The organism is Algoriphagus sp. UBA3586 (genome assembly GCF_002376385.1).
GTDB classification, from domain to species: Bacteria; Bacteroidota; Bacteroidia; order Cytophagales; family Cyclobacteriaceae; genus Algoriphagus; species Algoriphagus ornithinivorans.
On the sequence record NZ_DFMT01000026.1, the window covers coordinates 174,262 to 195,309 of the forward strand.

Annotated in this window: 18 protein-coding genes and 1 other RNA gene; 11 read left to right on the forward strand and 8 right to left on the reverse strand. The window is 39.4% G+C overall.

All coding sequences use genetic code 11. The annotated features are described in order from the left end of the window. Positions 1-39: 39 nt before the first annotated feature. The gene (locus tag B2906_RS08680) at positions 40-927 is read right to left on the reverse strand and encodes a PPK2 family polyphosphate kinase (RefSeq protein WP_286938034.1); all 888 of its coding nucleotides are present in this window, start codon (positions 925-927) and stop codon (positions 40-42) included. Positions 928-1,022: 95 nt separating this feature from the next. Here B2906_RS08680 and B2906_RS08685 point away from each other — a divergent pair, with 95 nt between their 5' ends. Then, the gene (locus B2906_RS08685) at positions 1,023-2,168 is read left to right on the forward strand and encodes an acyltransferase family protein (protein WP_219958604.1); all 1,146 of its coding nucleotides are present in this window, start codon (positions 1,023-1,025) and stop codon (positions 2,166-2,168) included. A 16-nt stretch (positions 2,169-2,184) separates the two neighbouring features. Continuing rightward, positions 2,185-2,739, forward strand: coding sequence for a DUF4287 domain-containing protein (locus B2906_RS08690; protein ID WP_286938046.1), 555 nt, complete (start codon positions 2,185-2,187; stop codon positions 2,737-2,739). 3 nt (positions 2,740-2,742) lie between these two features. Here B2906_RS08690 and B2906_RS08695 read toward each other — a convergent pair whose 3' ends face one another. The 3 genes from B2906_RS08695 to B2906_RS08705 form a co-directional block, all read right to left on the reverse strand. Next, positions 2,743-3,306 carry a DUF3109 family protein gene (locus B2906_RS08695; protein ID WP_286938052.1) on the reverse strand — a complete coding sequence of 188 codons (564 nt, stop codon included), beginning with the start codon at positions 3,304-3,306 and terminating at the stop codon, positions 2,743-2,745. A gap of 46 nt (positions 3,307-3,352) precedes the next feature. Further along, positions 3,353-3,829, reverse strand: coding sequence for a DUF4442 domain-containing protein (locus B2906_RS08700; RefSeq protein WP_286938054.1), 477 nt, complete (start codon positions 3,827-3,829; stop codon positions 3,353-3,355). A gap of 158 nt (positions 3,830-3,987) precedes the next feature. Beyond that, the gene (locus tag B2906_RS08705) at positions 3,988-6,417 is read right to left on the reverse strand and encodes a TonB-dependent receptor (protein WP_286938057.1); all 2,430 of its coding nucleotides are present in this window, start codon (positions 6,415-6,417) and stop codon (positions 3,988-3,990) included. Between the two features lie 151 nt (positions 6,418-6,568). Here B2906_RS08705 and rnpB point away from each other — a divergent pair. Further along, positions 6,569-6,966: RNase P RNA component class A (rnpB, locus tag B2906_RS08710), an RNA gene on the forward strand. Positions 6,967-6,982: 16 nt separating this feature from the next. Beyond that, complete coding sequence (locus tag B2906_RS08715; protein WP_144604772.1) at positions 6,983-8,140, forward strand: sigma-54-dependent transcriptional regulator; 1,158 nt, start codon at positions 6,983-6,985, stop codon at positions 8,138-8,140. 280 nt (positions 8,141-8,420) lie between these two features. Here the strand turns inward: B2906_RS08715 and B2906_RS08720 are convergent, their stop codons facing one another. Then, the gene (locus tag B2906_RS08720) at positions 8,421-9,416 is read right to left on the reverse strand and encodes an acyl transferase (RefSeq protein WP_219958599.1); all 996 of its coding nucleotides are present in this window, start codon (positions 9,414-9,416) and stop codon (positions 8,421-8,423) included. 66 nt (positions 9,417-9,482) lie between these two features. Between B2906_RS08720 and B2906_RS08725 the strand changes: the two genes are divergently transcribed. Then, positions 9,483-10,160, forward strand: coding sequence for a hypothetical protein (locus B2906_RS08725; protein WP_144604768.1), 678 nt, complete (start codon positions 9,483-9,485; stop codon positions 10,158-10,160). Positions 10,161-10,213: 53 nt separating this feature from the next. On the opposite strand, the gene B2906_RS08730 is transcribed toward B2906_RS08725, so the two are convergent. Then, positions 10,214-12,628 carry an alpha-ketoacid dehydrogenase subunit alpha/beta gene (locus tag B2906_RS08730; RefSeq protein WP_286938072.1) on the reverse strand — a complete coding sequence of 805 codons (2,415 nt, stop codon included), beginning with the start codon at positions 12,626-12,628 and terminating at the stop codon, positions 10,214-10,216. 429 nt (positions 12,629-13,057) lie between these two features. Here B2906_RS08730 and ald point away from each other — a divergent pair, with 429 nt between their 5' ends. Continuing rightward, the gene (ald, locus tag B2906_RS08735) at positions 13,058-14,176 is read left to right on the forward strand and encodes an alanine dehydrogenase (protein WP_091654269.1); all 1,119 of its coding nucleotides are present in this window, start codon (positions 13,058-13,060) and stop codon (positions 14,174-14,176) included. A gap of 146 nt (positions 14,177-14,322) precedes the next feature. Here the strand turns inward: ald and B2906_RS08740 are convergent, their stop codons facing one another. Further along, positions 14,323-14,943: a LysE family translocator gene (locus tag B2906_RS08740; protein WP_286938081.1), complete on the reverse strand. Its 621-nt coding sequence runs from the start codon at positions 14,941-14,943 to the stop codon at positions 14,323-14,325. Beyond that, on the reverse strand, positions 14,940-16,490 hold the full coding sequence (locus B2906_RS08745) for a GH3 family domain-containing protein (RefSeq protein ID WP_286938085.1): 1,551 nt from the start codon (positions 16,488-16,490) through the stop codon (positions 14,940-14,942). The genes B2906_RS08740 and B2906_RS08745 overlap by 4 nt, the downstream gene beginning before the upstream one ends. A 48-nt stretch (positions 16,491-16,538) precedes the next feature. Here B2906_RS08745 and B2906_RS08750 point away from each other — a divergent pair, with 48 nt between their 5' ends. The 5 genes from B2906_RS08750 to B2906_RS08770 all read left to right on the forward strand — a co-directional run bounded on the left by B2906_RS08750 (position 16,539) and on the right by B2906_RS08770 (position 21,042). After that, the gene (locus B2906_RS08750) at positions 16,539-17,210 is read left to right on the forward strand and encodes a YggS family pyridoxal phosphate-dependent enzyme (protein WP_144604760.1); all 672 of its coding nucleotides are present in this window, start codon (positions 16,539-16,541) and stop codon (positions 17,208-17,210) included. A gap of 10 nt (positions 17,211-17,220) precedes the next feature. After that, positions 17,221-17,616: a DUF423 domain-containing protein gene (locus B2906_RS08755; protein WP_286938092.1), complete on the forward strand. Its 396-nt coding sequence runs from the start codon at positions 17,221-17,223 to the stop codon at positions 17,614-17,616. After that, on the forward strand, positions 17,606-18,898 hold the full coding sequence (locus B2906_RS08760; RefSeq protein ID WP_286938098.1) for a D-alanyl-D-alanine carboxypeptidase/D-alanyl-D-alanine-endopeptidase: 1,293 nt from the start codon (positions 17,606-17,608) through the stop codon (positions 18,896-18,898). The genes B2906_RS08755 and B2906_RS08760 overlap by 11 nt, the downstream gene beginning before the upstream one ends. 30 nt (positions 18,899-18,928) lie before the next feature. Further along, complete coding sequence (locus B2906_RS08765) at positions 18,929-19,972, forward strand: S66 peptidase family protein (RefSeq protein WP_286938105.1); 1,044 nt, start codon at positions 18,929-18,931, stop codon at positions 19,970-19,972. Positions 19,973-20,412: 440 nt separating this feature from the next. Continuing rightward, complete coding sequence (locus B2906_RS08770) at positions 20,413-21,042, forward strand: SGNH/GDSL hydrolase family protein (protein WP_286938121.1); 630 nt, start codon at positions 20,413-20,415, stop codon at positions 21,040-21,042. Positions 21,043-21,048: the final 6 nt, after the last annotated feature.

Below are 21,048 nucleotides of genomic sequence, written 5' to 3' on the forward strand. Positions count from 1 at the left end.
AAATCAAAAGTCTTGAATTCAAAAATTATTTTTTACAGTTCAATCATTCGATTCTTTAGAAAGCATCTCTCTGTATTCTCCCAATTTAGCTTTTACTTCATCTTCCAGCTCAGGTTCTTTGATTCCTTCCAGTTCATTCATTTTTTCTTGAATCACTTTAGCAACCAATAATCTAGCTGCTTCTTTATTATCTGCCGGAATAATATACCAAGGGGCATGAGGTAAGGAAGTTTTATTTATAGCCTCCTCATAACATTCTTGGTATTTTTCCCACAAAGCTCTTTCCTTCAAGTCACCGGGGGAAAACTTCCAGTTATGCTTTTCATTTTCCAGTCTTCTCAAAAGTCTTTGCCTTTGTTCCTCTTTGCTCAGATGAAGAAAGAACTTCAAAACGACGACTCCATTTTCAGCGATATGCTGTTCGAAATTTCTTATTTGTTCAAATCTTTTTTCCCAAAACTCAGGTGTTATGTCTTCCACTGATTCGACTCCAGGAATATTTTCTCCCATGATATAATAAGGATGCACCCTAGTCACTAAGACATTTTCATAATGCGTTCTATTAAACACCGCGTACTTCCCCCTTTCCGGCAAGGCCAAGTAATGTCTCCATAAATAATCATGCTTCAGTTCCTTGCTGGTGGGAACCTTGAAGCTATGGACTACTACTCCCCGGGGATTAAATTCCTGAAACACTTCCCGAATCAAACTATCCTTTCCTGCAGTATCCATTCCTTGCAAACAAATCAATACTCCATATTTACCATGGGCATACATAGTGTCTTGATGCTTACTCAAATCTTCCCGTACATCATTTAATTCATCCTTGAGTTTCTTCTCAGAAAGACCCAAATCCATATAAGTTGACCTTTCGGATAATTTTACTGGCTCATTTACCTCCAATTTTTTAATATCGAATTGCTTCATATAAGTGCTAATCATTTTGTTAAAAGTGACCCAAACAAGATAATATTTTATATTCACCCTTTCAGTAAAAATTCAAAAAAAGACCCTCACCCAAAATGACTCAAATACCTATTCAATCCGGTTTAAGTAATCGGTACCTAGCCTTGGATGTTTTGAGAGGCATGACCATTGCATTTATGATCATTGTCAACACACCTGGCAGCTGGTCTAATCTTTATGGTCCATTAGCCCACGCGGATTGGCATGGCTTCACGCCCACTGATTTGGTTTTCCCAACGTTTCTATTCGTAGTAGGCAACGCGATGAGTTTTGCCATGAAAAAGCTAAATGACATGCCTTCTTCCCAGTTTTTCAAAAAAGTGGGAAAAAGAACCTTATTGATCTTTATAATCGGTTGGCTATTGAATGCATTTCCATTCTTTGATTACAACGAATCAGGAGCAATAGAATTTATTTCACTTTCCGAAGTCCGCTTTTTCGGGGTTTTACAGAGAATAGCTCTGGCCTATTTCTTTGCAGCCCTGATCCTCTACTGGGGAGGACCCAAGATTGCCTGGATTTTTTCAGGAATAGCTTTACTCTCCTACTGGCTAATTCTATACTTCTTTGGAGATGCAGCTGCACCCTATAGCCTAGAAGGCAATGCAGCTTTAAAATTAGATCTAGTATTAATAGGTTCTGATCGAATGTATATGGGAGAGGGAATCCCTTTTGACCCTGAAGGAATCTTAAGCACTCTTACTTCTATTGTCAATGTCTTAGCAGGATATATCGCTGGAAAGTTTATCCAAAGCAAAGGGAATCTTCCTTCAACTGTCAGAACTCTTTTGATTTCAGGGGTGATATTAATTGCTGGAGCTTACATTTGGAATTTGGGATTCCCTATCAATAAAAAAATATGGACCAGTTCCTATGTACTATTAACTGTAGGTTGGGACTTGATAATTCTTGGAGCTCTTATTTATTTGATAGAAGTAAAGAACCAGCAATCCTGGACTTATTTCTTTCAGGTTTTCGGCAGAAACCCCTTAATACTATATGTTTTATCTGGAATTGTCATCTCTATTTTCTATATGATTCCGGTGGGAGAAAGTACTTTCAAAGGATTTCTCTATGATAATTTCTACACCTCCTGGCTCGGACCAAAAAACGCTTCTTTCCTTTTTGCCATCAGCTACATGCTCCTCATCTGGCTGATAGGATTATGGATGGATAAAAAGAAGGTTTATATTAAAGTATAAACCAAAGCCCGGACATATGGATGATGCAGCCAAAACTATGATTGAAAACCTCCAGAAAAACACAGGAAAAAGTCTGGAAGAATGGGTTGATCTTGTCAAAAAGCAAAAACTAGAAAAGCACGGAGAAATACTTAAGTTTCTTAAAGGAGACCATGGCTTCACCCATGGATTTGCGAATCTAATTGCCCATAAAACACTTAAATCCGATGCAGGCTCTGCTGATGATCTTGATACTCTTGTACAGGAACAATATAAGGGAAAAGAGCATTTCCTCGCCCTGTACGAGAGTATTAAAAAGGAAATTGAGAGTTTCGGAAAAGATATCGAGTTTGCCCCAAAAAAGGCCTATGTCAGTGTAAGGCGGAAAAAGCAGTTTGCGATGATCATTCCTGCAACAAAAAACCGAATGGAAATCGGATTGAATTTAAAAGGTCAGGAACCCGAGGGAATACTGGAAATCGACAGCAAAACCAATGGCATGTGCAGTCATAAAATCAATTTGACTGGACCAGATGATTGGAATGATGAGGTGAAAGGCTGGCTATTGAAAGCTTATCAAGGAGCCGGATAAAAATTAGCCTTCTATCTCCTGAATCAATTCCTCGTACCAGTCCTCTCCATACTTTCTTACCAAGGCATCTTTAAGAAAGCGGTAAAGCGGAACCTGAAGGCTTTTCCCAAGCTGGCAAGCAGGGTCACAAATATGCCATCTATCGTAATTCAAGGCATCAAACTGATCGTATTTTGTCACTCTGATCGGATACATATGACAGGAAATAGGTTTTTTGAAATCGATTTTCCCATCCAAATACGCCTGTTCTATTCCACATTTTAAGACACCCTTTTCGTCATAAAGCGCATAAGCACACTCTCTATTGTCGCCGATAGTTGGAGTGCCTTTATCTCCGTCTTTATCTATCACCCATACGCCTTGTTTTTCAATAGCGGCACGTCCTTCTTCTGTGATATAATCTTTGACTATGGGGTAAATTTTTTCTAAGATCTCGGTTTCCTCATCTTCTAATGGTGCTCCTGCATCTCCTTCCACACAACATGCACCTTTGCAGGCCTCTAAATCGCATACAAAAAAATTCTCCTTGATGTCGTCAGACAAAACCGCATTTCCAACCAGTATCATAGACTTTTATTTTGAACAAAGGTACATATCCTATTGAATTGCCAACTCAGTTTTTGGAATCAAAGTTCTTCTTTCTTACATAAACACCTTTTACCAAACTGACCACAAGCTCACCGCTTTCGGATCTAACTTCACAAGGAAATTCAAAGACTCCTTTACCATTTTGTTCTACATCCGCCTTGATTCTTTGAATTTCTGCCAGACTCAAGCGGAATTCAGCGAAAACACGTCCCTTACCAGGGCTTTTGAAATCAATAAATGCGGTTTTATCCCAAACTATATAATCCCTTCCAAGATTAATCATCAAAATAAACATGAAAAATGGATCACACATGGCGTATAATGATCCGCCAAAAGCTGTCCCAACCAAATTCCTATTCCACCAAGTCAATTTCAACTGAGTTTTGAAATAGGTAAACTCCTCATTATAATCCACCACTTTAATCCCTGAAAATAAATAGGGTGGATACCAATTGATCTTTTTGATCAGCTTTTCAAATTTTGATTTCTTATCTGAGTTCATTCCTAAAAGATAATTAAAAGGGACAAAAAAAGAACCGCTCCTTTCGGAGCGGCTCAACCCAGCACTATGAAGAAAAGCTATTTATAGCCTTTGGCAATAAGAACATTGCATAGACCAAAAGGTTTTCAGAAGTTTTAATTTTTTTGAATTTTTTTTTTTTAAAAATTAAAATTAACTCCAGCTGTTATAAATCTTGGCAATCCAACACGGATTCCCTGAGGTCTGCGAGTAGAAATATATCGCTCATCAGTGAGGTTCTTGACAGAAAGATTGAAGCCCAAATTGGCCTTCTTGATTTCATAACCTACTACGGCGTCCAAGGTAAAGAAAGAAGGAATTAATCCAGTTCTTCCATTAGCAGATGGCTCTATGGAATTAACCTCATCTCCAAATTGATCTCCTACAAAATTATATGTCAATCTGGCCGAAAATCCACTCTCAGATTCTATCGCTAAGGAGGAATTCAACAACCATTCCGGAGCATATGGGGTCGTATTCCCATTAATATTTACATCGCCGATAAATCTATCTTCAGAAAAATAAGCGTCAATGAATGTTGCCTGAATGTCATAATCTATTGCCCACTTCTTCAGACCAAATGCTCTCGATAGATCAAAAATGAAAGATGTTTCCAATCCTTGATGACGGGTAGCACCGGCATTGACTACACCAAATCCTAAGCCACCGGCAGATTCAGATACTGGTATGATCTGATTGGAAAAGTCCATCAAAAAGGCTGTGGCTTCAACATAGATCCAGTTATTCAACTCAGAACGAACGCCTGCCTCATAATTCCAGCTTCTTTCAGCTTCCAAATCCAAAGCATCCCCGGTAGAGGTAATGGCATCCTTGGTTCTAGGAGGAGCAAACCCCTTGTGAATTCCGCCGAAAAGAGTAATAGTATTGGTAGGCTTCACTGTAAATCCTACGCCTGGAATTATTTCATTGACAGCATTTGATGCTACAATGGAAGTATCCCTTACCCCGATTCCAGAGAAATTCCTCCTAAAGATATTTCTCTCGTAATTAAAGTTTTCAAAGCGTAGACCTCCATGTAAAGAAACCTTTTCTCCCAATTCAGTTTCATTTTGAAAATAAGCACTGAAAGCCCGGCCATTTCTCAACTCATCTTCGATGAGGTTTCCGCTTTTCACACCAGCCTTGGTTCCATTTACACGCTGTTCTTTGGCACTTTCCACCAAGAATCTAACACCAGCTTTCAACTCATTCTTTTGCCCAAAAAGACCATGATTCAATTCAATCCTAGGCTCAATTCCTGCCACTTCAAATTGCCGGTTTCTCTGACCTGTTCCATCTCTCATAAAAATCGCACCACCAGGAATAGATGTATCTCCCCAGACTACCCCTGTCCAATTGGAGGGAGGGGTATTGGAATTATTGATCGAAAAGTCCTGTCTATTCCAATTTCTGGTTGTGGTATATCCATAGGCAATAGTCCTTAATTTAAAATCAGGATTAAATCTATACACATGACTAAAGCTTAAGCTATATCTCGATACATCAAGCCTATCATCAGGCGCAAGTCGGGTAAAATCCTGCCCACCTTGATCAAACATCACCTGATTCAATCCTATATAAGTTGAGTTTGATCTTTCATCATAAATACCAAATTTGGCTCCTAACTCGCTCTTTTCATTTAATTTAAAAAGAAACTTGGTATTAAAATCTGTAATTCCAAATTGGGTAGGACCTACATTATCTGCTGATTTTCTAAGAAGATTTACTTGCAGACCTGTATTACCAAAGGTATTTCCATAATTAACCAAGCCTGAGAAAAAGCTCCCTTGACCTCCTTGTATTTGTACCGACCCTTGTTCTGTCTCAGGAGCATTAGGTGTGATATAATTCACTACGCCTCCAATGGTCTGAGGGCCGTACAAAATCTGTCCTGAACCCTTCAAAATCTCCACTCCTGCCATTCTATCAATCGCTGGACTATAATACATTTCCGGTTCCCCATAAGGTGCCAAAGCGACAGGAACACCATCCTCGAGCATCAATACATTTCGGCTTCTATCCGGATTGAGTCCCCTAATCCCAATATTGACACGCATACCCAACCCTTCTTCGTCCACCACATTCAATCCTGATACCCTTCGGAATACTTCATTTCCTGAAACAGGCATCAAAGATTTGATATCCTCTTTATTCAGATAGTTTACTGCACCCGGAACTTGGCTAAAAATCCTATCCTTGTTGGCAATTATTGAGAATTCAGGCATTTCCACACCTATTTCCAATACTACCAAGCCCAAATCCAAGACTCCATTGGCATCTACCTCTACTACTTGAGATTTGGTCTTATATCCTACTGCTGATATTTGTACCTCATAAACCCCCTTCTCTAAATCAAAAAGCTGGAATTTACCTTTCGCGTCCGTAAGGGCACCTTTTACCGTTCCCTTTACATAGACATTTGCATAAGAAACAGGGTTTTGCTCTGTATCATATACAACTCCTTTTACAGAAAGCTCATTTTCTTTGGACTCAGAAGCTATAACGATATTTTCTAATGAAAAAGATAAGAAGCCCAAAAGAACAACACAGTAAATCTGATATAATCTCATTATTATTTATTTGGATTAATTTTAAATTAAAACAAAAGTAGAGCCTGTTTATAATTAATCCAAATAATATTTTAATCTTTTTTTCGGCTTATTTAGACAGTCTTTAAAAATCTTATAGAATCCTTTTGAAGATTTTTAGCGTTCTTTATTCCGTGCAAGTCGGCTTGTCGCCGTTCCGATTCTATCGGAAAGGAGGAAAGTCCGGGCAACACAGAGCGCCATACTTCCTAACGGGAAGGGTATTCATCAGAAAAGGTGGATATACAGAAAGTGCCACAGAAAATATACCGCCCCGATAGCTATAGGGGTAAGGGTGAAAAGGTAGAGTAAGAGCCTACCGGTTGGATGGTGACATTCAGCGCATGGCAAACCTTATGGGTTGAAAGATCAAATAGGCCTCGGGCAAAGAGCTGCTCGTTCGATTCCTTTCGGGGATTCCGGGGTGGGTAGATCGATAGATCCTGACTGCGAAGTCAGGACTAGATAAATGACAGGCTTCTTCTGATTTTTCAGAAGAAACAGAACCCGGCTTACAGACTTGCACTTTTTCTCTTAAATTAGCCTTATGTCAAAAATACTGATCATTGATGACGAAAAAGTCATCAGAGCCACCCTCAGGGAAATCCTGGAATACGAAAAATTTGAGGTGAGTGAGGCCAAAGATGGTGAAGAAGGCCTGGCCAAATTGAAGGAAGAGGACTTCGATCTGGTTCTCTGTGATGTAAAAATGCCCAAAATGGACGGAATAGAAGTTCTGGACCAAGCTAAGGCTTTGGAAAAATCACCTCAGTTTATCATGATTTCTGCACATGGGAGTATTGAAACTGCCGTAGAAGCCACCAAAAAAGGCGCCTTTGATTTTATCCCAAAACCACCCGATCTCAATCGCCTGCTTCTTACAGTAAGGAATGCATTGGATAAAAAAAATCTGGTGACTGAAACCAAAGTCCTAAAAAAGAAACTTTCCAAGAAGTTTGATATGGTAGGTGAATCCAAGCCTATCTTATTGGTCAAAGAAACTATTGAAAAAGTAGCTCCTACAGATGCCAGGGTATTAATCACAGGCCCTAATGGAACAGGTAAAGAATTGGTTGCTCACTGGATTCATCAAAAAAGTAACAGAGTATCCAATCCTTTTGTGGCAGTCAATTGCGCAGCTATTCCTTCTGAATTAATAGAATCAGAACTATTTGGACATGAGAAAGGTGCTTTTACCTCTGCCCATAAGCAAAGAGCCGGGAAATTTGAGCAAGCCCAAGGAGGCACGCTATTTCTGGATGAAATTGGAGACATGTCTCTTTCAGCACAATCTAAAGTACTTCGAGCTCTTCAGGAGAATCTGATCAATCGCGTTGGTAGTGATAAGGATATCAAAGTAGATGTGAGGGTACTAGCAGCTACAAATAAGGACCTTAAAAAGGAAATTGAAGAAGGAAGATTCAGAGAAGATTTATATCACCGACTTAGTGTAATTCTGATTCAGGTTCCTGCCTTGAAAGACAGAAAAGATGATATACCCTTGTTGATAGACAAGTTTTTAGACGATATAGCTCAGGAAAGCGGAGATGCTAAAAAAGGGATTACCAAAGATGCTTTGGCAAAACTTCAGGAATTTCCTTGGACAGGCAATATCAGGGAACTACGAAATGTCGTGGAACGTCTGGTAATTTTGGGGGAACCCACTATTAGCCTGGAGGATATTAAAAAATATGCTGACTACTAAGAGTCAGCATTTTTTTTAAACGTTAGCTTTCTGCCCAACTTCTGCTTTTGCATAGGCAGGACAAGGCTTACTGGAAGCACATGCACCTAGTGCTAAAATTCCGATCAATAATGCGATAGTGGCTAATTTTTTCATGTGTATTTAATTATTTCTTTTCTTGGTCGACTTCAACTTCCTGACGAATTAAAATCGTCTCTAACTCCAATGTGCTTGAGACTCTTTTGATATTGATCAAGAATATAAGCTATTCAAATATGTTTAATAAATTTTAAGTAAGCAATTACTGAACCAACAAGTTACATCCGCGAATCTCAGAATTGTCAAATCTCCCCAAGACTTCTAAATACCCTTTCTCATCTATCCTGCCCAGATCCTGAGTTTCTATAAAAGAACAGGAATGGAAATTAGCCAAATCAATCACATTGATTCCGCCTTGAGAACGATTAGTCCATTCCAAAGGATCATTGACATCTCTTAACATAACGCGCAAACTGAGAGGTAAGGTATATTTTCCATCCCCTTTTGAATAAGCCTGAGACATCAACTCGGTCATTCCATACTCAGAATGGATTTTATCAACATGAAAAGATTCTTTTAAAATCTGGTGAACTTCCTCCCGAATCATTTCTTTTCTCCTCCCCTTCATCCCTCCTGTCTCCATGACAATTAAATTTTCAGCATTAGGAAATAATTCTTTTTTTTCTGCCAAATCCAAAAGCGCGAATGTCACACCCAATAACAGCACCTTTTTTGAATCCTTAGAGAGGAGCTTCAATTTTTGCAAAAGCTCATCATGGTTGTATAAGTAAAAACCAGAATGCTCCGAGCCCGACTTTTCGATAAAATGAGAAGCCATAGACACCAAACTACTCCCTTTTCTCTCTAAATATGCGGGTAATAAAGCCAATACGTGAAAATCTGACAGACTACCATATACCTCTTCAAAAGTTTTTTGCGCTTGTTGTAAATACCAGTCCTCAGACCAGAAATAATGTTTGCTGGTAATCATTCCTGTGGTACCGGAACTTGAGAAGAAACCTTTGAATTTATCCAAAGGCCCCGATACAATTGGAAAGTCTTTAAAAAAGCGAATTGGTAAAAAAGGTATTTGCCCTAAAGCATTGATTTTTTTAGGATCAATTTTCCTTGCCTTCAGATAAGCACTATAAATGGAATTGTGTTTTGCCTGAAACTCAAAAATCTCCAAAGCTAGATTTTCAAAGTTTTCAGACTTTAAATTCTCTACCTTCTCAGAAAAACTTTTAAAATCCTGCATCGTTTTATAATTTGCATCAACCCAATCGGATCCTAATTGGTTCTGTTTGTAAATTTAATCCGCCTTATGCGTTTAAAAAGTTATTTCAGCTTATTCTTTCTTGTCCTTTTTGTGGGAGCATGCGTGAATCCACCGGATAATTTTCCAACAGTCCCTTCCATTACCTTCGAGTCACTGGAGTACGTACCTACTGCCGGACCGGATTCTTTGATTGTTGGGATAGATTTTCAAGATGCAGAAGGAGATTTAGGTTTATCTGCAACAGATATCAATCCTCCATTCAATGCCTTTGATTTTCAGAGGGATGCTGCAGGAAACTTAATTACATACAGCAATAGACCTCCTTCAGCACCGACATACAATCCAATTGATTATGTAATCAACCCCATTGTCAATAATCAAACTGTCAATGATACTATTTGGGTGAGACAGAACCCCAATCAGTACAACATTTTTGTGAAGTTCTTCATCAAAAGAAATGGGAGATTTACCGAATTTAGATGGCAAGACCCTCCATTCTTCACCACTTTCAATGGAAGATTTCCAAGAATATTAACTTCAGAAGAAGGGCAGGCAGTAGAAGGAAATATCAAGTATGCCATGCTTTCCTCAGGTTGGGAAGCTATCTTCCGAAATGACACTATCAGAATTGACGTTCAAATTCAGGATAGGCAATTGAATCGAAGTAATGAAGTATCCAGCCCGGAATTAACACTCAGGCAGATAACTAGAAATACACCCTAAAGCAAAAAGGGCGGTGAATGATCACCGCCCTTTCTATTTTTATGCTAATCAAATTACAGCGCAGGGAAGGTTTTAGGATTTACCTCATGCATCATGCTGTAAACCTTCTCCACCACGTCTTCAATACTTGGTTTGGAGAAATAATCTCCATCTGATGAATAAGCAGGTCTATGCGCTTTAGCCGGTAATGTCTGAGGGTCAGAGTCCAAATATCTAAACACTTTTTGACCTTCTATCACTTGCTGCAGCATAAATGCTGAAGCTCCTCCAGGAACATCTTCATCAGCAAAGATTACTCTATTCGTTTTCTTCACAGACTCCCCTATAATGCCATGCACATCAAATGGCAATAAAGTCTGTACATCTATGACTTCTACTTCAATTCCTATTTCAGACAATTCCTGAGCAGCATCCATTACGATTCTGCACATGGAACCGTAAGTCACGATTGTTAAGTCTGTACCTTCTCTTAATATTTCTGGTTTACCCAAAGGAACTGTGAATTCTCCAATATTTTCAGGGAGCCTCTCTTTCAGTCTATAGCCATTAAGACATTCTACTACAATAGCCGGTTCATCAGACTTGAGCAAAGTATTGTACATACCAGCAGCCTGAGTCATATCTCTCGGTACGCAGACCACCATTCCTCGCAAGGTAGAAAGAATCATACCCATAGGAGATCCGGCATGCCATACTCCTTCCAGTCTGTGACCACGGGTTCTCACGATTAAAGGAGCCTTCTGACCACCTTTGGTTCTGTATTGGAGAGACGCCAAATCATCAGATAACATTTGAAGTCCATAAAGCAGGTAATCCAAATATTGAATTTCAGCAATAGGCCTCAAGCCTCTCAAAGCAGCCCCAATTCCCTGACCTATAATGGTACATTCACGAATACTGGTATCACTGACTCTCCACTCTCCGTGTTTTGCCTGAAGACCGGCAAAAGCCTGGTTAACATCACCGATTTTCCCTACATCCTCTCCAAATGCGAAGAATCGAGGGTCATTTTCTAGTTTATTGTCAAAAAATGCCTGCAAAACTTCACGTCCATCCACAACAGCAGACTTTTCATTGAATTCAGCAGGAACTTCATCAATTTTCAATACAGACCATTCAGACTGAGAATAAAGATGGCTGCTATAGCGATCGTGGTTTAATTCGTTTTGCTTTTCGTACCAAGCCTTCAATTCATTCTTTCCAGAATTAGAATCGAATCTTAAAAGCAGTAAAGCTTTTCTAACTGTTGAAACCACATCTTTCCGAATGGGATTGATTGTTTTTTTCAGTTCATCGGCCAACTGATCCAACACCACTTTCCGGGTGCTGTCTTTAGCTGCTGATTTAATCAGGGCAACTGCCTCGTTTAGTTCTTTTTTGATTTCACCGCTGAAATCAGACCAAGCAGCTTCTTTCTCTTTTTTAACATGAGCTTTTGCCTCTGCTTCTATTTTATCCAAAGCATCAGCAGTAGCCAATTCATTTTCAAGGATATACTCTCTAAACTTTTTAATGCAGTCCCAGTCTTTTTCCCAGTCCAGTCTTTCTTTGGACTTATATCGCTCATGTGAACCAGAAGTACTGTGCCCCTGAGGCTGAGTCATTTCTTCCACATGAATTAAAACGGGAACATGCTCTGTCCTTGCTAATTCTCCAGCTTCTTGAAATGCCTGAAGCAATGCCTCATAATTCCAGCCCTTTACTTTGATGATTTCGAAACCAGGTTTTTCCTCAGTTCTTTGGAAACCAGCTAAAGCCTCTGAAATACTTCCTTTGGTGGTATGAAATTCTTTAGGAACCGAGATTCCATATTCATCATCCCAAATAGAGATCACCATCGGCACTTGTAAGACTCCAGCTGCATTGATGGATTCAAAAAACATTCCTTCTGAAGTAGAAGCATTACCGATAGTACCCCAAGCAACCTCGTTACCATTGACCGAGAATTGCTTTAGTTTTTTCATGCCTTTATTGACTCTGAAAAGCTTTGAAGCATAAGCCAAGCCCAAAAGTTTGGGCATCTGAGCAGCTGTTGGAGAGATATCAGCTGCCGAATTATTCATTTTAGTCAAATCCTTCCAAGAACCGTCCTCATTTAAAGAGCGGGTTGCAAAGTGACCATTCATTAATCTACCTGCACTTGCCGGCTCCTCCTCTACATTAGTGTAAGCATAAAGCTGAGCAAAATATTGCTTAACATTTAACTCACCCAAAGCCATCATAAAAGTCTGATCACGGTAATAACCTGATCTAAAATCTCCTAATTGAAAAGCCCTTGCCATTGCAATTTGAGCAAGCTCTTTTCCATCACCAAAAATACCAAATTTCGCTTTTCCCATGAATACCTCTTTTCTTCCCATCAGGGAAGCGTGTCTGCTAATCATCGCTATTCTAAAATCTTCCAAAATAGCTGAAGGCTCCGGGACGAAGGAAGGCTTGCTTTTTTTTATCTTTTGTAATTCTGACATAGACTTGTTTAATCTAAAGTTATTTGGGTTTGGGTGCGCACAGTTCTAGTGCAGATCAAAAATAGCCAAATCATTTTTTTTTACAAATTTAAGCTGAACTTATTTTCAGTTTAAAATTTGGTATTTTGGTTAAATATTAGTCCAGCAACAAATTTTATTCTGTCAATACCATCAACACTGATCAAATATTCGATTTCTATGAGTTTAGATTATTTTGCAAATCAGGTTTTTATCGATACTATATTCTCAAAATATTCAACTTTTAAAATTTAAATTTTGAAATAATCAGCATTTTCCAGCCGATTTTTAGAAGAATCTTTTGATTTTCAAGATTTTTCAAAATGAGACCAAATACTATTCTTAAAAATGCGATTAGAATAAACTGGCTTACTATCTTTGCCGCCATATTTAAATCCAAATAGACTTGCCATGATAATAGGTGTTCCAAAGGAAATTAAAAACAACGAAAACCGAGTAGCTCTTACTCCTGCAGGAGCGAAAGAATTGGTAAAAAGAGGCCATACTGTATACGTACAGCACACAGCTGGAGAAGGTAGTGGTTTCCCAGATGAAGAATATGAAAATGCAGGCGCAAAAATTCTTCAAACTATAGAAGCTACCTACGAGATCGCAGAAATGATCATGAAGGTAAAAGAGCCTATTGAATCTGAATACAAACTCATCAGAGAAAACCAATTGTTGTTCACCTATTTCCACTTTGCTTCTTACGAACCACTAACCAAGGCTATGGTTGAAAGCAAGTCGGTATGTTTGGCATATGAAACTGTAGAGAAAGCTGACAGAAGCCTTCCACTCTTGATTCCAATGTCTGAAGTTGCCGGTAGAATGGCTGTTCAAAAAGGTGCTAACTACCTCGAAAAACCATTGAAAGGAAGAGGAATTCTTTTAGGTGGAGTGCCAGGTGTATTGCCTGCTAAAGTTTTGATCTTAGGTGGTGGAATCGTAGGAACCCAAGCTGCTTGGATGGCTGCCGGCTTAGGAGCTGACGTGACAATCATGGATGTATCTCTTCCTAGAATGAGATACCTGGATGATGTCATGCCTGCCAATGTCAACACCATGATGTCTAACGAATACAACATCAGAGAAATGATCAAATCTGCTGATTTGATCGTTGGTGCAGTGTTGATCCCGGGAGCCAAAGCACCTCACTTGATCACCAGAGATATGTTGAAAGATATGAAGCCAGGAACCGTTTTAGTTGACGTGGCCGTGGATCAAGGTGGCTGTATTGAGACCTGCAAGCCGACTACACATGAGAACCCAACCTTCATCATTGATGATGTGGTTCATTACTGTGTGGCTAACATGCCAGGAGCTGTACCTTACACTTCTACTTTGGCATTGACTAACGCAACCCTTCCTTACGCAATCCAACTTGCAGAAAAAGGCTGGAAACAAGCTTGTAATGACAATGCAGAATTGAAATTAGGATTGAATGTAATTCAAGGTGAAATCGTGTATAAGGCAGTAGCTGATGCTTTCGATATGCCATACGCAATGGTTGAAAAATACCTAGCAGACTAATTCATTTCCTGCTTATAAATTTAAAGAGGCTGTCTCAATAGTGGAGTTGTCACATTGAGCGAAGTCGAAATGTTGGCCAGATTAGAAGAAGGCTTTCGACTCTGCTCAGGCTGACGTAGTAACTATATAATGAGACAGCCTCTTTTTTATTGGTTTAAAGCCCAATAAATCATCCTAGTACCGAATCCTATCATGATAAGTCCCACCAAAAAGCCCAATATTTTCATCAATCTAGGTGTTACTAATGGCCTTAATTTTTTTGCTACATAAGCCTTAAGTAGATCAATTGAAAAAACGGTTCCTAAAATACCTGAATAATAAATACCTGCTTCCGCTTTTCCATAGTCAGGTTTCAAATGCACTAAGCTAGCTATCGAAACCCAAAATAACAGCACAAAGGGATTGATTCCATTGATGCTGAATCCTTTGAGAAAAGCTGTCTTTTTTTGGATTGGCAGAGTAATCCCTCCAGAATTAGGACGGGAAGTTTTGGCTTTCATCAAATTACTAATCCCAAAACCAAATAAAACCAGGCCTCCGAAAACCCCTAAAACGAATTCAAAATGATCAATTCCAGAAAGATAGCTGACACCAAAATAGGTGACCAAAACATAGATACAGTCGGACACCAATATCCCCAAAGCGGCCAAAGCAGCATATCTAAATCCATGCTCCAAGCTACTTTGAATCAGCGTAAAGAAAACGGGGCCGATAAGGGCAGAAAGCAAGAGCCCCATACTCAAGCCTTCCAGTAAAGCAGTGATCAAAAGTCGGCTCCTTTCTTTTTCAAAAACACCCTCCAAGATTCGGCTTTTTCTCCTTTAAGAACTCGGGGAAATTTATTTTGACCTCCCTCCTTTCCCTGACTTCTCATCCAATCATAAAAGTCAGAACTGGGTCTAACCTCACAAAACACCTTCTTTAAGGCATGCCTTCTCTCTACAGCATAATCGTCGTTCAACTCTTTTAGCAGGACATCAATTCTTTCTCCCAATTGCTGGGCATCCACTGCATCATTGGTTCCGATGTACCAATGGTGGGCAAATAAATTTTTGTAAGGCTCGCCCAAAACAGTGAATTCTTTGATTGTAATATCAAACTCGTTAGAAGCAAGCTCTACTGCCTTATTCATATTATCCACCGACAAATGCTCTCCGCATAGACTCAAAAAATGCTTGGTTCTGCCAGTGATAATGATCTCAGACTCCTCCTTCGAAACAAAGCGAATAGTATCCCCAATCAAATATCTCCAAGCCCCGGCGCAAGTTGAAATCAGTATTGCATAATCTTTTCCTTCCTCAATCTGATCAATTTTCAATGTTTCTGCGTCTTGGCGAATGGAGCCATTTTCATCAAAGTTTTTGTCGTTGAAAGGCACAAACTCATGGAAAATCCCATTGTTCAATACCAGTCTCATTGACTTTCTTCCCGGCAAAGCCTGAAAGGCCAAAAATCCTTCAGAAGCCAAATAGGTTTCTATATAAGTAAGCGGCTTTCCCAATAGCTTTTCAAAACCTTTTTTATAGGGTTCGAACGAAACCCCTCCATGGACAAAAATCTGAAGATTGGGCCAAATCTCATGAATATGAGCCACTTGATATTTTTCTATGATTTTCTCCAATAAGATCTGCAACCAGGCTGGAACTCCCACAATAATCCCAATATCCCATTTAGGTGCTTTTTCGACTATTTGATCTAGCTTGTCTCCCCAATTCTTATTTCTGGATATTTTTTTCCCGGGTTTGTAAAAACGCTGAAACCAAATAGGCAACTTTCCAGCAGTGATTCCACTTAGATCACCAGAAAAATAGGTGCCATTAAATTCCAAATCGGTACTCCCTCCCAACATCAAGATACCTTTGGTAAAAAGTGATTTAGGCAAGTCGTATTTCGAAAGACTTAAAATCTGCCTCACTCCTGTTCTTCGGATGGCCCTCACCATATCTTTAGTGATTGGAATATATTTCGATGCGGCTCCCGATGTACCTGAACTCAAGGCGAAATGCTTTACTTTTCCCGGCCAAGTGATATCTCTTTCTCCATTTAGTAATCTATGCCACCATTCTTCATAGATTTTGTCGTAATCATAAATCGGAACTGAGTTTTTGAATTTTTCATAAAACTGATCGTTTCCTCCTTTGAAAGATTTTAAAATTCCCGAAAAATCATATTTTTCTCCAATGGCAGTTCTATTTGAGGCTATGAGCAGTTTTTTCAAAGCCTGTTTTTGCAATTCTATAGGTTGAGAGTACTCTTGCTCTAAACTTTCTCTCAAGCGAATGCCTTTCTTTAGTAAAGTACTGATGATCGCCATATCTTTGTCTTGGCCTTTTTCAAAAATTTAAGAGCTTAAAAATAGAAAATGGATATCAAAGCAAATCTTGAAAACGTAAAAAAAACCTTTAAAAATCCAGAATGCTTACTTGTAGCAGTCAGCAAAACCAAGCCTATAACTGACCTCAAAGAGGCATATAGTGCTGGGATTAGGGATTTTGGGGAAAACAAAGTTCAAGAGCTTCAGGAGAAGCAACCTCAACTCCCTGAAGATATCCGATGGCATATGATCGGGCATTTGCAGAGAAATAAAGTCAAATACATTGCACCTTACGTGCATTTGATTCATGGAGTGGATTCCTTCAAGCTTTTAAAAGAAATCAATAAGCAAGGAAAAAAGATAGATCGAAAAATCTCTGTCTTGTTGCAAATGCATATTGCTGAAGAAGACAGCAAATTCGGATTTGACAGAAAAGAGATGGATGAGATGCTGGCAGACCCAGACTTTTCTGAGCTCAGTCATGTAACAATCAAAGGCTTGATGGGGATGGCTACCTTCACCGAAAATGAAGAACAGATCAGAAGAGAATTTCAGGGTTTAAAAAATCACTTCGAAGAACTCAAAACCAATCCCCTTCCTGACTTCATGAAAATGGAAATTTTATCCATGGGCATGAGTGGAGACTATTTGATTGCGCAGGAAGAAGGAAGTACTATGGTCAGGATAGGTTCTGCAATTTTTGGAGCAAGAAATTATTAATCAAGAGCTAATGAACGGAAAACAATTGATCATGCTAGCCGGACTTTCCGGAGCTATAGCTGTAGGCTTAGGAGCATTTGGGGCACATGGATTGGAAGATACATTGGCGGCCACCGGAAGAGCCGACACTTTTGAAACGGCGGTGAAATATCACTTTTACCATACCTTGGCTATTGCCTTAATCGGTATTATCAAATTGACCAAACCCAATTGGAAAAGCTTGGTATTTGCTTCCTGGAGTATGGTTTTCGGAATAATCGTCTTTTCAGGATCTCTTTATATTCTTTCCCTGTCTGGTGTAACTTGGTGGGGGGCCATTACTCCATTAGGTGGAGTAGGTTTTATCATGGGTTGGCTTGGATTATTTTACTCAGCACTTCGCAATGACCAAATTCTTGCAGATTAGAATTATTACTATTTTTCTTTTTTTGATCGTCTTTCAGCAGGCTCAGGCCCAGTTGACAAGAGATCAGTATATCAAATTGGAAAATGCCTTAGGAGAAGGGAGCTTTTTTTCAGGACATTTGACAGGTTTTATGCTTTATGATCTGGATTCCCAGCGGGTTTTATATGAGAAAAACTCTCAAATGAGATTTACTCCTGCATCAGTCACAAAGCTATTTACCTTGTTTTCTAGTATCTTAATTTTGAATGATAGCACCCAAACCCTAAGATATGTCCAATCAGGGGACACCTTAAAGATTTGGGGAGCTGGAGATCCTTCTTGGAAATATAAAAAATTGCCCCAACCCAAATTTCAGGATTTTTTCAAGCCTTATTCCGTGATTCAATTTTCAGACACCAACCTTAAGTCCACACCTTTTGGAGCAGGATGGCAATGGGATGATTACTTATATTATTATGCAGCTGAACGATCTTCTCTCCCCATCTATGGGAATGTAATGCACGTATTTGCAGGAAGAGTCAACCCTAAAGTCTTTCCAACAAAATTTCAGTCATCGATCCGTACCAATGAAAAGGAAACAAAGGACATGGAAAGAGACTTCCATTCCAATACTTTTTACTATAACCCCGATTCTTACAGAGGAAGAGAGGACTTTCTACCATTTATTACTTCCCCACAGCTTTTGACAGAGTTCGCGAAAAATGAGACGGGGAAGAATTGGATTTACAAGGCAGAAAAGTTGCCTGAAAACCATAAACTTTGGAGAGGAGCACCTTTATTCCCGATTTTAAAAGAAATGATGCTGGAATCGGACAATTTTTTAGCAGAGCAATTATTATTGATGATTTCAGATCGGCTTTTTGGTGAATTAAATTCTGAAAGGGCGATAGAATACATTATCAAAACCTATTTATCGGATTTACCGGATCAACCTATTTGGGTGGATGGCAGTGGCTTGAGCAGATATAATTTATTTACTCCCAGAACGATGGTGGGGCTCTTTGAAAAATTGTATCGGGTAGTACCTGATCAAATGCTATTTGAACTTCTTCCGACCGGCGGTAAATCCGGTACGATCAAAAATAACTATCAGGCAGCCCAAGCTTATATTTTTGCAAAGACTGGTACTATAAGTAATAATCACAGCTTGGTTGGACTAATTAAAACTAAGTCGGGAAAGCTCTATTGCTTTGCTTTCATGAATTCCAACTATCCCTGGAAAGCTTCTGAGATAAGAAGAGAAATGGAAAAGGTACTGGTCATGACCAGGGATATATTGTAATTGAATTAAATTCACAAAAATCTTCATTGGATGAACAAACGCACTTTTCTCAAATCACTCGGTGTCTTGGCCGGAGCCAGTCCTTTCTTCGGATTCAATTCCATTTCTTCTGAAAGTAACCCAAGTACTTTACTCCCAAAATCCCTCCAAAAAGGAGATGTGGTCGGGTTAATAAGTCCCTCAGCTGCTACTGCCGACAGGATGCAATTCACCTTCGCCAAAGAAGCATTGGAAGCCCTTGGTTTCCAAGTTAAGCTCGGAGAAAATCTAAAAAACAGAAGAGGTCATTTGGCTGGCACAGATCAGGAAAGAGCATCTGATTTAAACCAAATGTTTGCAGACCCGACTGTCATGGCAATTATTTGTATCCGAGGCGGCTCAGGAGCAGCTCGGATTTTACCATTGATCGATTATAAACTGATCAAAAATAATCCAAAGCCCTTGATGGGCTATTCGGATATTACCGCTCTTCATTGTGCCATTCATTCCCAAACAGGCCTTATTTCATTTCATGGACCCAATGGTACCGGCAGTTGGAACAGTTTCAATGTTCAAGCCTTCAATCAACTGTTTTTTGAGAAAAAACTGGTTCAATATAAAAATGAACAAGTTAAAGGAGATGATTTGGTCATTAAAAACAACAGAATTCAAGTGCTCAAAGCAGGAACAGCAGAAGGGAAAATTTTGGGTGGCAACTTGACCGTATTGACAGCTTTGAGTGGCACTCCTTACTATCCAGATTTCAAAGATGCCATTCTATACACAGAAGATATTGGAGAAGATCCTTATAAAGTGGATAGAATGATGAGTACACTGAGGCTCAATGGAACATTAGACCAGATTAAAGGGTTTATTTTTGGTCAGTGCAGTGACTGTGAGCCGGGAGGTGGATATGGTTCATTATCCGTAGATCAGGTTTTGGATGATTATATTTTACCTCTTAATATTCCAGCTTATTCAGGTGCAATGATTGGCCATATTTCTAAACAATTCATCATTCCTAATGGAGCTGAAGTCAGAATGGATTCGACAAAAGGCTCAATAGAGTTGCTGAAACCAGTATTTCAATCCTAATGAAATCGAGCACGACGCAAGCGACCCACACTTGTATGTCATAATGTATCAGGGAAAAGGTACGACCTGCTTGCTGCAGGCAGGGATTCCATCCCAATTTTCGGGACAGGTACTGGCCTCTGAAAAACAAATTATAAACAGATGAAATGCCCATGAGGAAAAATCTCACACAAGGGGATGATTATTTTGGGCATTCCATCTGACCTCTAAAAATCAAAATATAAACAGATGAAATCGAGCACGACCCAAAGTGACACACAGAGAAACGCCCCAATGTATCGGGGAATCAATGCGAAGATTCCATCCCGATTTTCGGGACAGGTACTGACCTTTGAAAAACAAATTATAAACAGATGAAAATGTATAGTTTATTTATTTTTATATCAGTTCTTTTAGCTTGCAACACAGCGAGCATAGAGCTACCCCAAAATTTTACCACCGTGAAAGATCAACCTTTAACCTACCTTGCATTAGGAGATAGTTATACGATTGGAGAGGGAGTACCTGAAAAGGATCGATACCCCAACATTCTGGTTGAAAAATTAAATACTCAGACCGAACTCAAGTGGGGCAAACCTAAGATCATTGCCAAAACCGGATGGACTGTTGACGAATTGGATAAAGGAATCAATGAAGCTGCTCCAACAGGCACTCCCTATGATTTAGTCACCTTATTAATCGGAGTAAATAATCAATACCGAGGACGATCCGTAGACGATTATCGGGTTGACTTTGAATTAATGCTTTTAAGAGCAATTGGATTTGCAGGAAATAGACCAAACCGAGTGGTGGTCGTATCTATTCCCGATTGGGGAGTCACTCCTTTTGCTGATAAAAGATCCACTGACAAGCAGAAAGTTGCTGCTGAAATCGATGCCTACAACCAGGCAAAGAAAAGCGTTTGCGGGAAATTTGGAGTGAAGTTCGTGGAGATTACTGAACATTATCGCCGAGTAGGTGCTCAGCCTGATATGGTCGTTGAGGATCAGTTGCACCCATCAGGAAAAGTATACGAACACTGGGCTTCTGAACTATTCAAGGTTGTAAGCTCTATCAAGTTTAAGCAATAAACCTTT

What these genes read in the sequence shown, in the direction of transcription:
- B2906_RS08680 (WP_286938034.1), bottom strand. Translation starts at nt 927, where the DNA reads ATGAAGCAATTCGATATTAAAAAATTGGAGGTAAATGAGCCAGTAAAA.
- B2906_RS08685 (WP_219958604.1), top strand. Translation starts at nt 1,023, where the DNA reads ATGACTCAAATACCTATTCAATCCGGTTTAAGTAATCGGTACCTAGCC.
- B2906_RS08690 (WP_286938046.1), top strand. Translation starts at nt 2,185, where the DNA reads ATGGATGATGCAGCCAAAACTATGATTGAAAACCTCCAGAAAAACACA.
- B2906_RS08695 (WP_286938052.1), bottom strand. Translation starts at nt 3,306, where the DNA reads ATGATACTGGTTGGAAATGCGGTTTTGTCTGACGACATCAAGGAGAAT.
- B2906_RS08700 (WP_286938054.1), bottom strand. Translation starts at nt 3,829, where the DNA reads ATGAACTCAGATAAGAAATCAAAATTTGAAAAGCTGATCAAAAAGATC.
- B2906_RS08705 (WP_286938057.1), bottom strand. Translation starts at nt 6,417, where the DNA reads ATGAGATTATATCAGATTTACTGTGTTGTTCTTTTGGGCTTCTTATCT.
- B2906_RS08715 (WP_144604772.1), top strand. Translation starts at nt 6,983, where the DNA reads ATGTCAAAAATACTGATCATTGATGACGAAAAAGTCATCAGAGCCACC.
- B2906_RS08720 (WP_219958599.1), bottom strand. Translation starts at nt 9,416, where the DNA reads ATGCAGGATTTTAAAAGTTTTTCTGAGAAGGTAGAGAATTTAAAGTCT.
- B2906_RS08725 (WP_144604768.1), top strand. Translation starts at nt 9,483, where the DNA reads ATGCGTTTAAAAAGTTATTTCAGCTTATTCTTTCTTGTCCTTTTTGTG.
- B2906_RS08730 (WP_286938072.1), bottom strand. Translation starts at nt 12,628, where the DNA reads ATGTCAGAATTACAAAAGATAAAAAAAAGCAAGCCTTCCTTCGTCCCG.
- ald (WP_091654269.1), top strand. Translation starts at nt 13,058, where the DNA reads ATGATAATAGGTGTTCCAAAGGAAATTAAAAACAACGAAAACCGAGTA.
- B2906_RS08745 (WP_286938085.1), bottom strand. Translation starts at nt 16,490, where the DNA reads ATGGCGATCATCAGTACTTTACTAAAGAAAGGCATTCGCTTGAGAGAA.
- B2906_RS08750 (WP_144604760.1), top strand. Translation starts at nt 16,539, where the DNA reads ATGGATATCAAAGCAAATCTTGAAAACGTAAAAAAAACCTTTAAAAAT.
- B2906_RS08755 (WP_286938092.1), top strand. Translation starts at nt 17,221, where the DNA reads ATGAACGGAAAACAATTGATCATGCTAGCCGGACTTTCCGGAGCTATA.
- B2906_RS08765 (WP_286938105.1), top strand. Translation starts at nt 18,929, where the DNA reads ATGAACAAACGCACTTTTCTCAAATCACTCGGTGTCTTGGCCGGAGCC.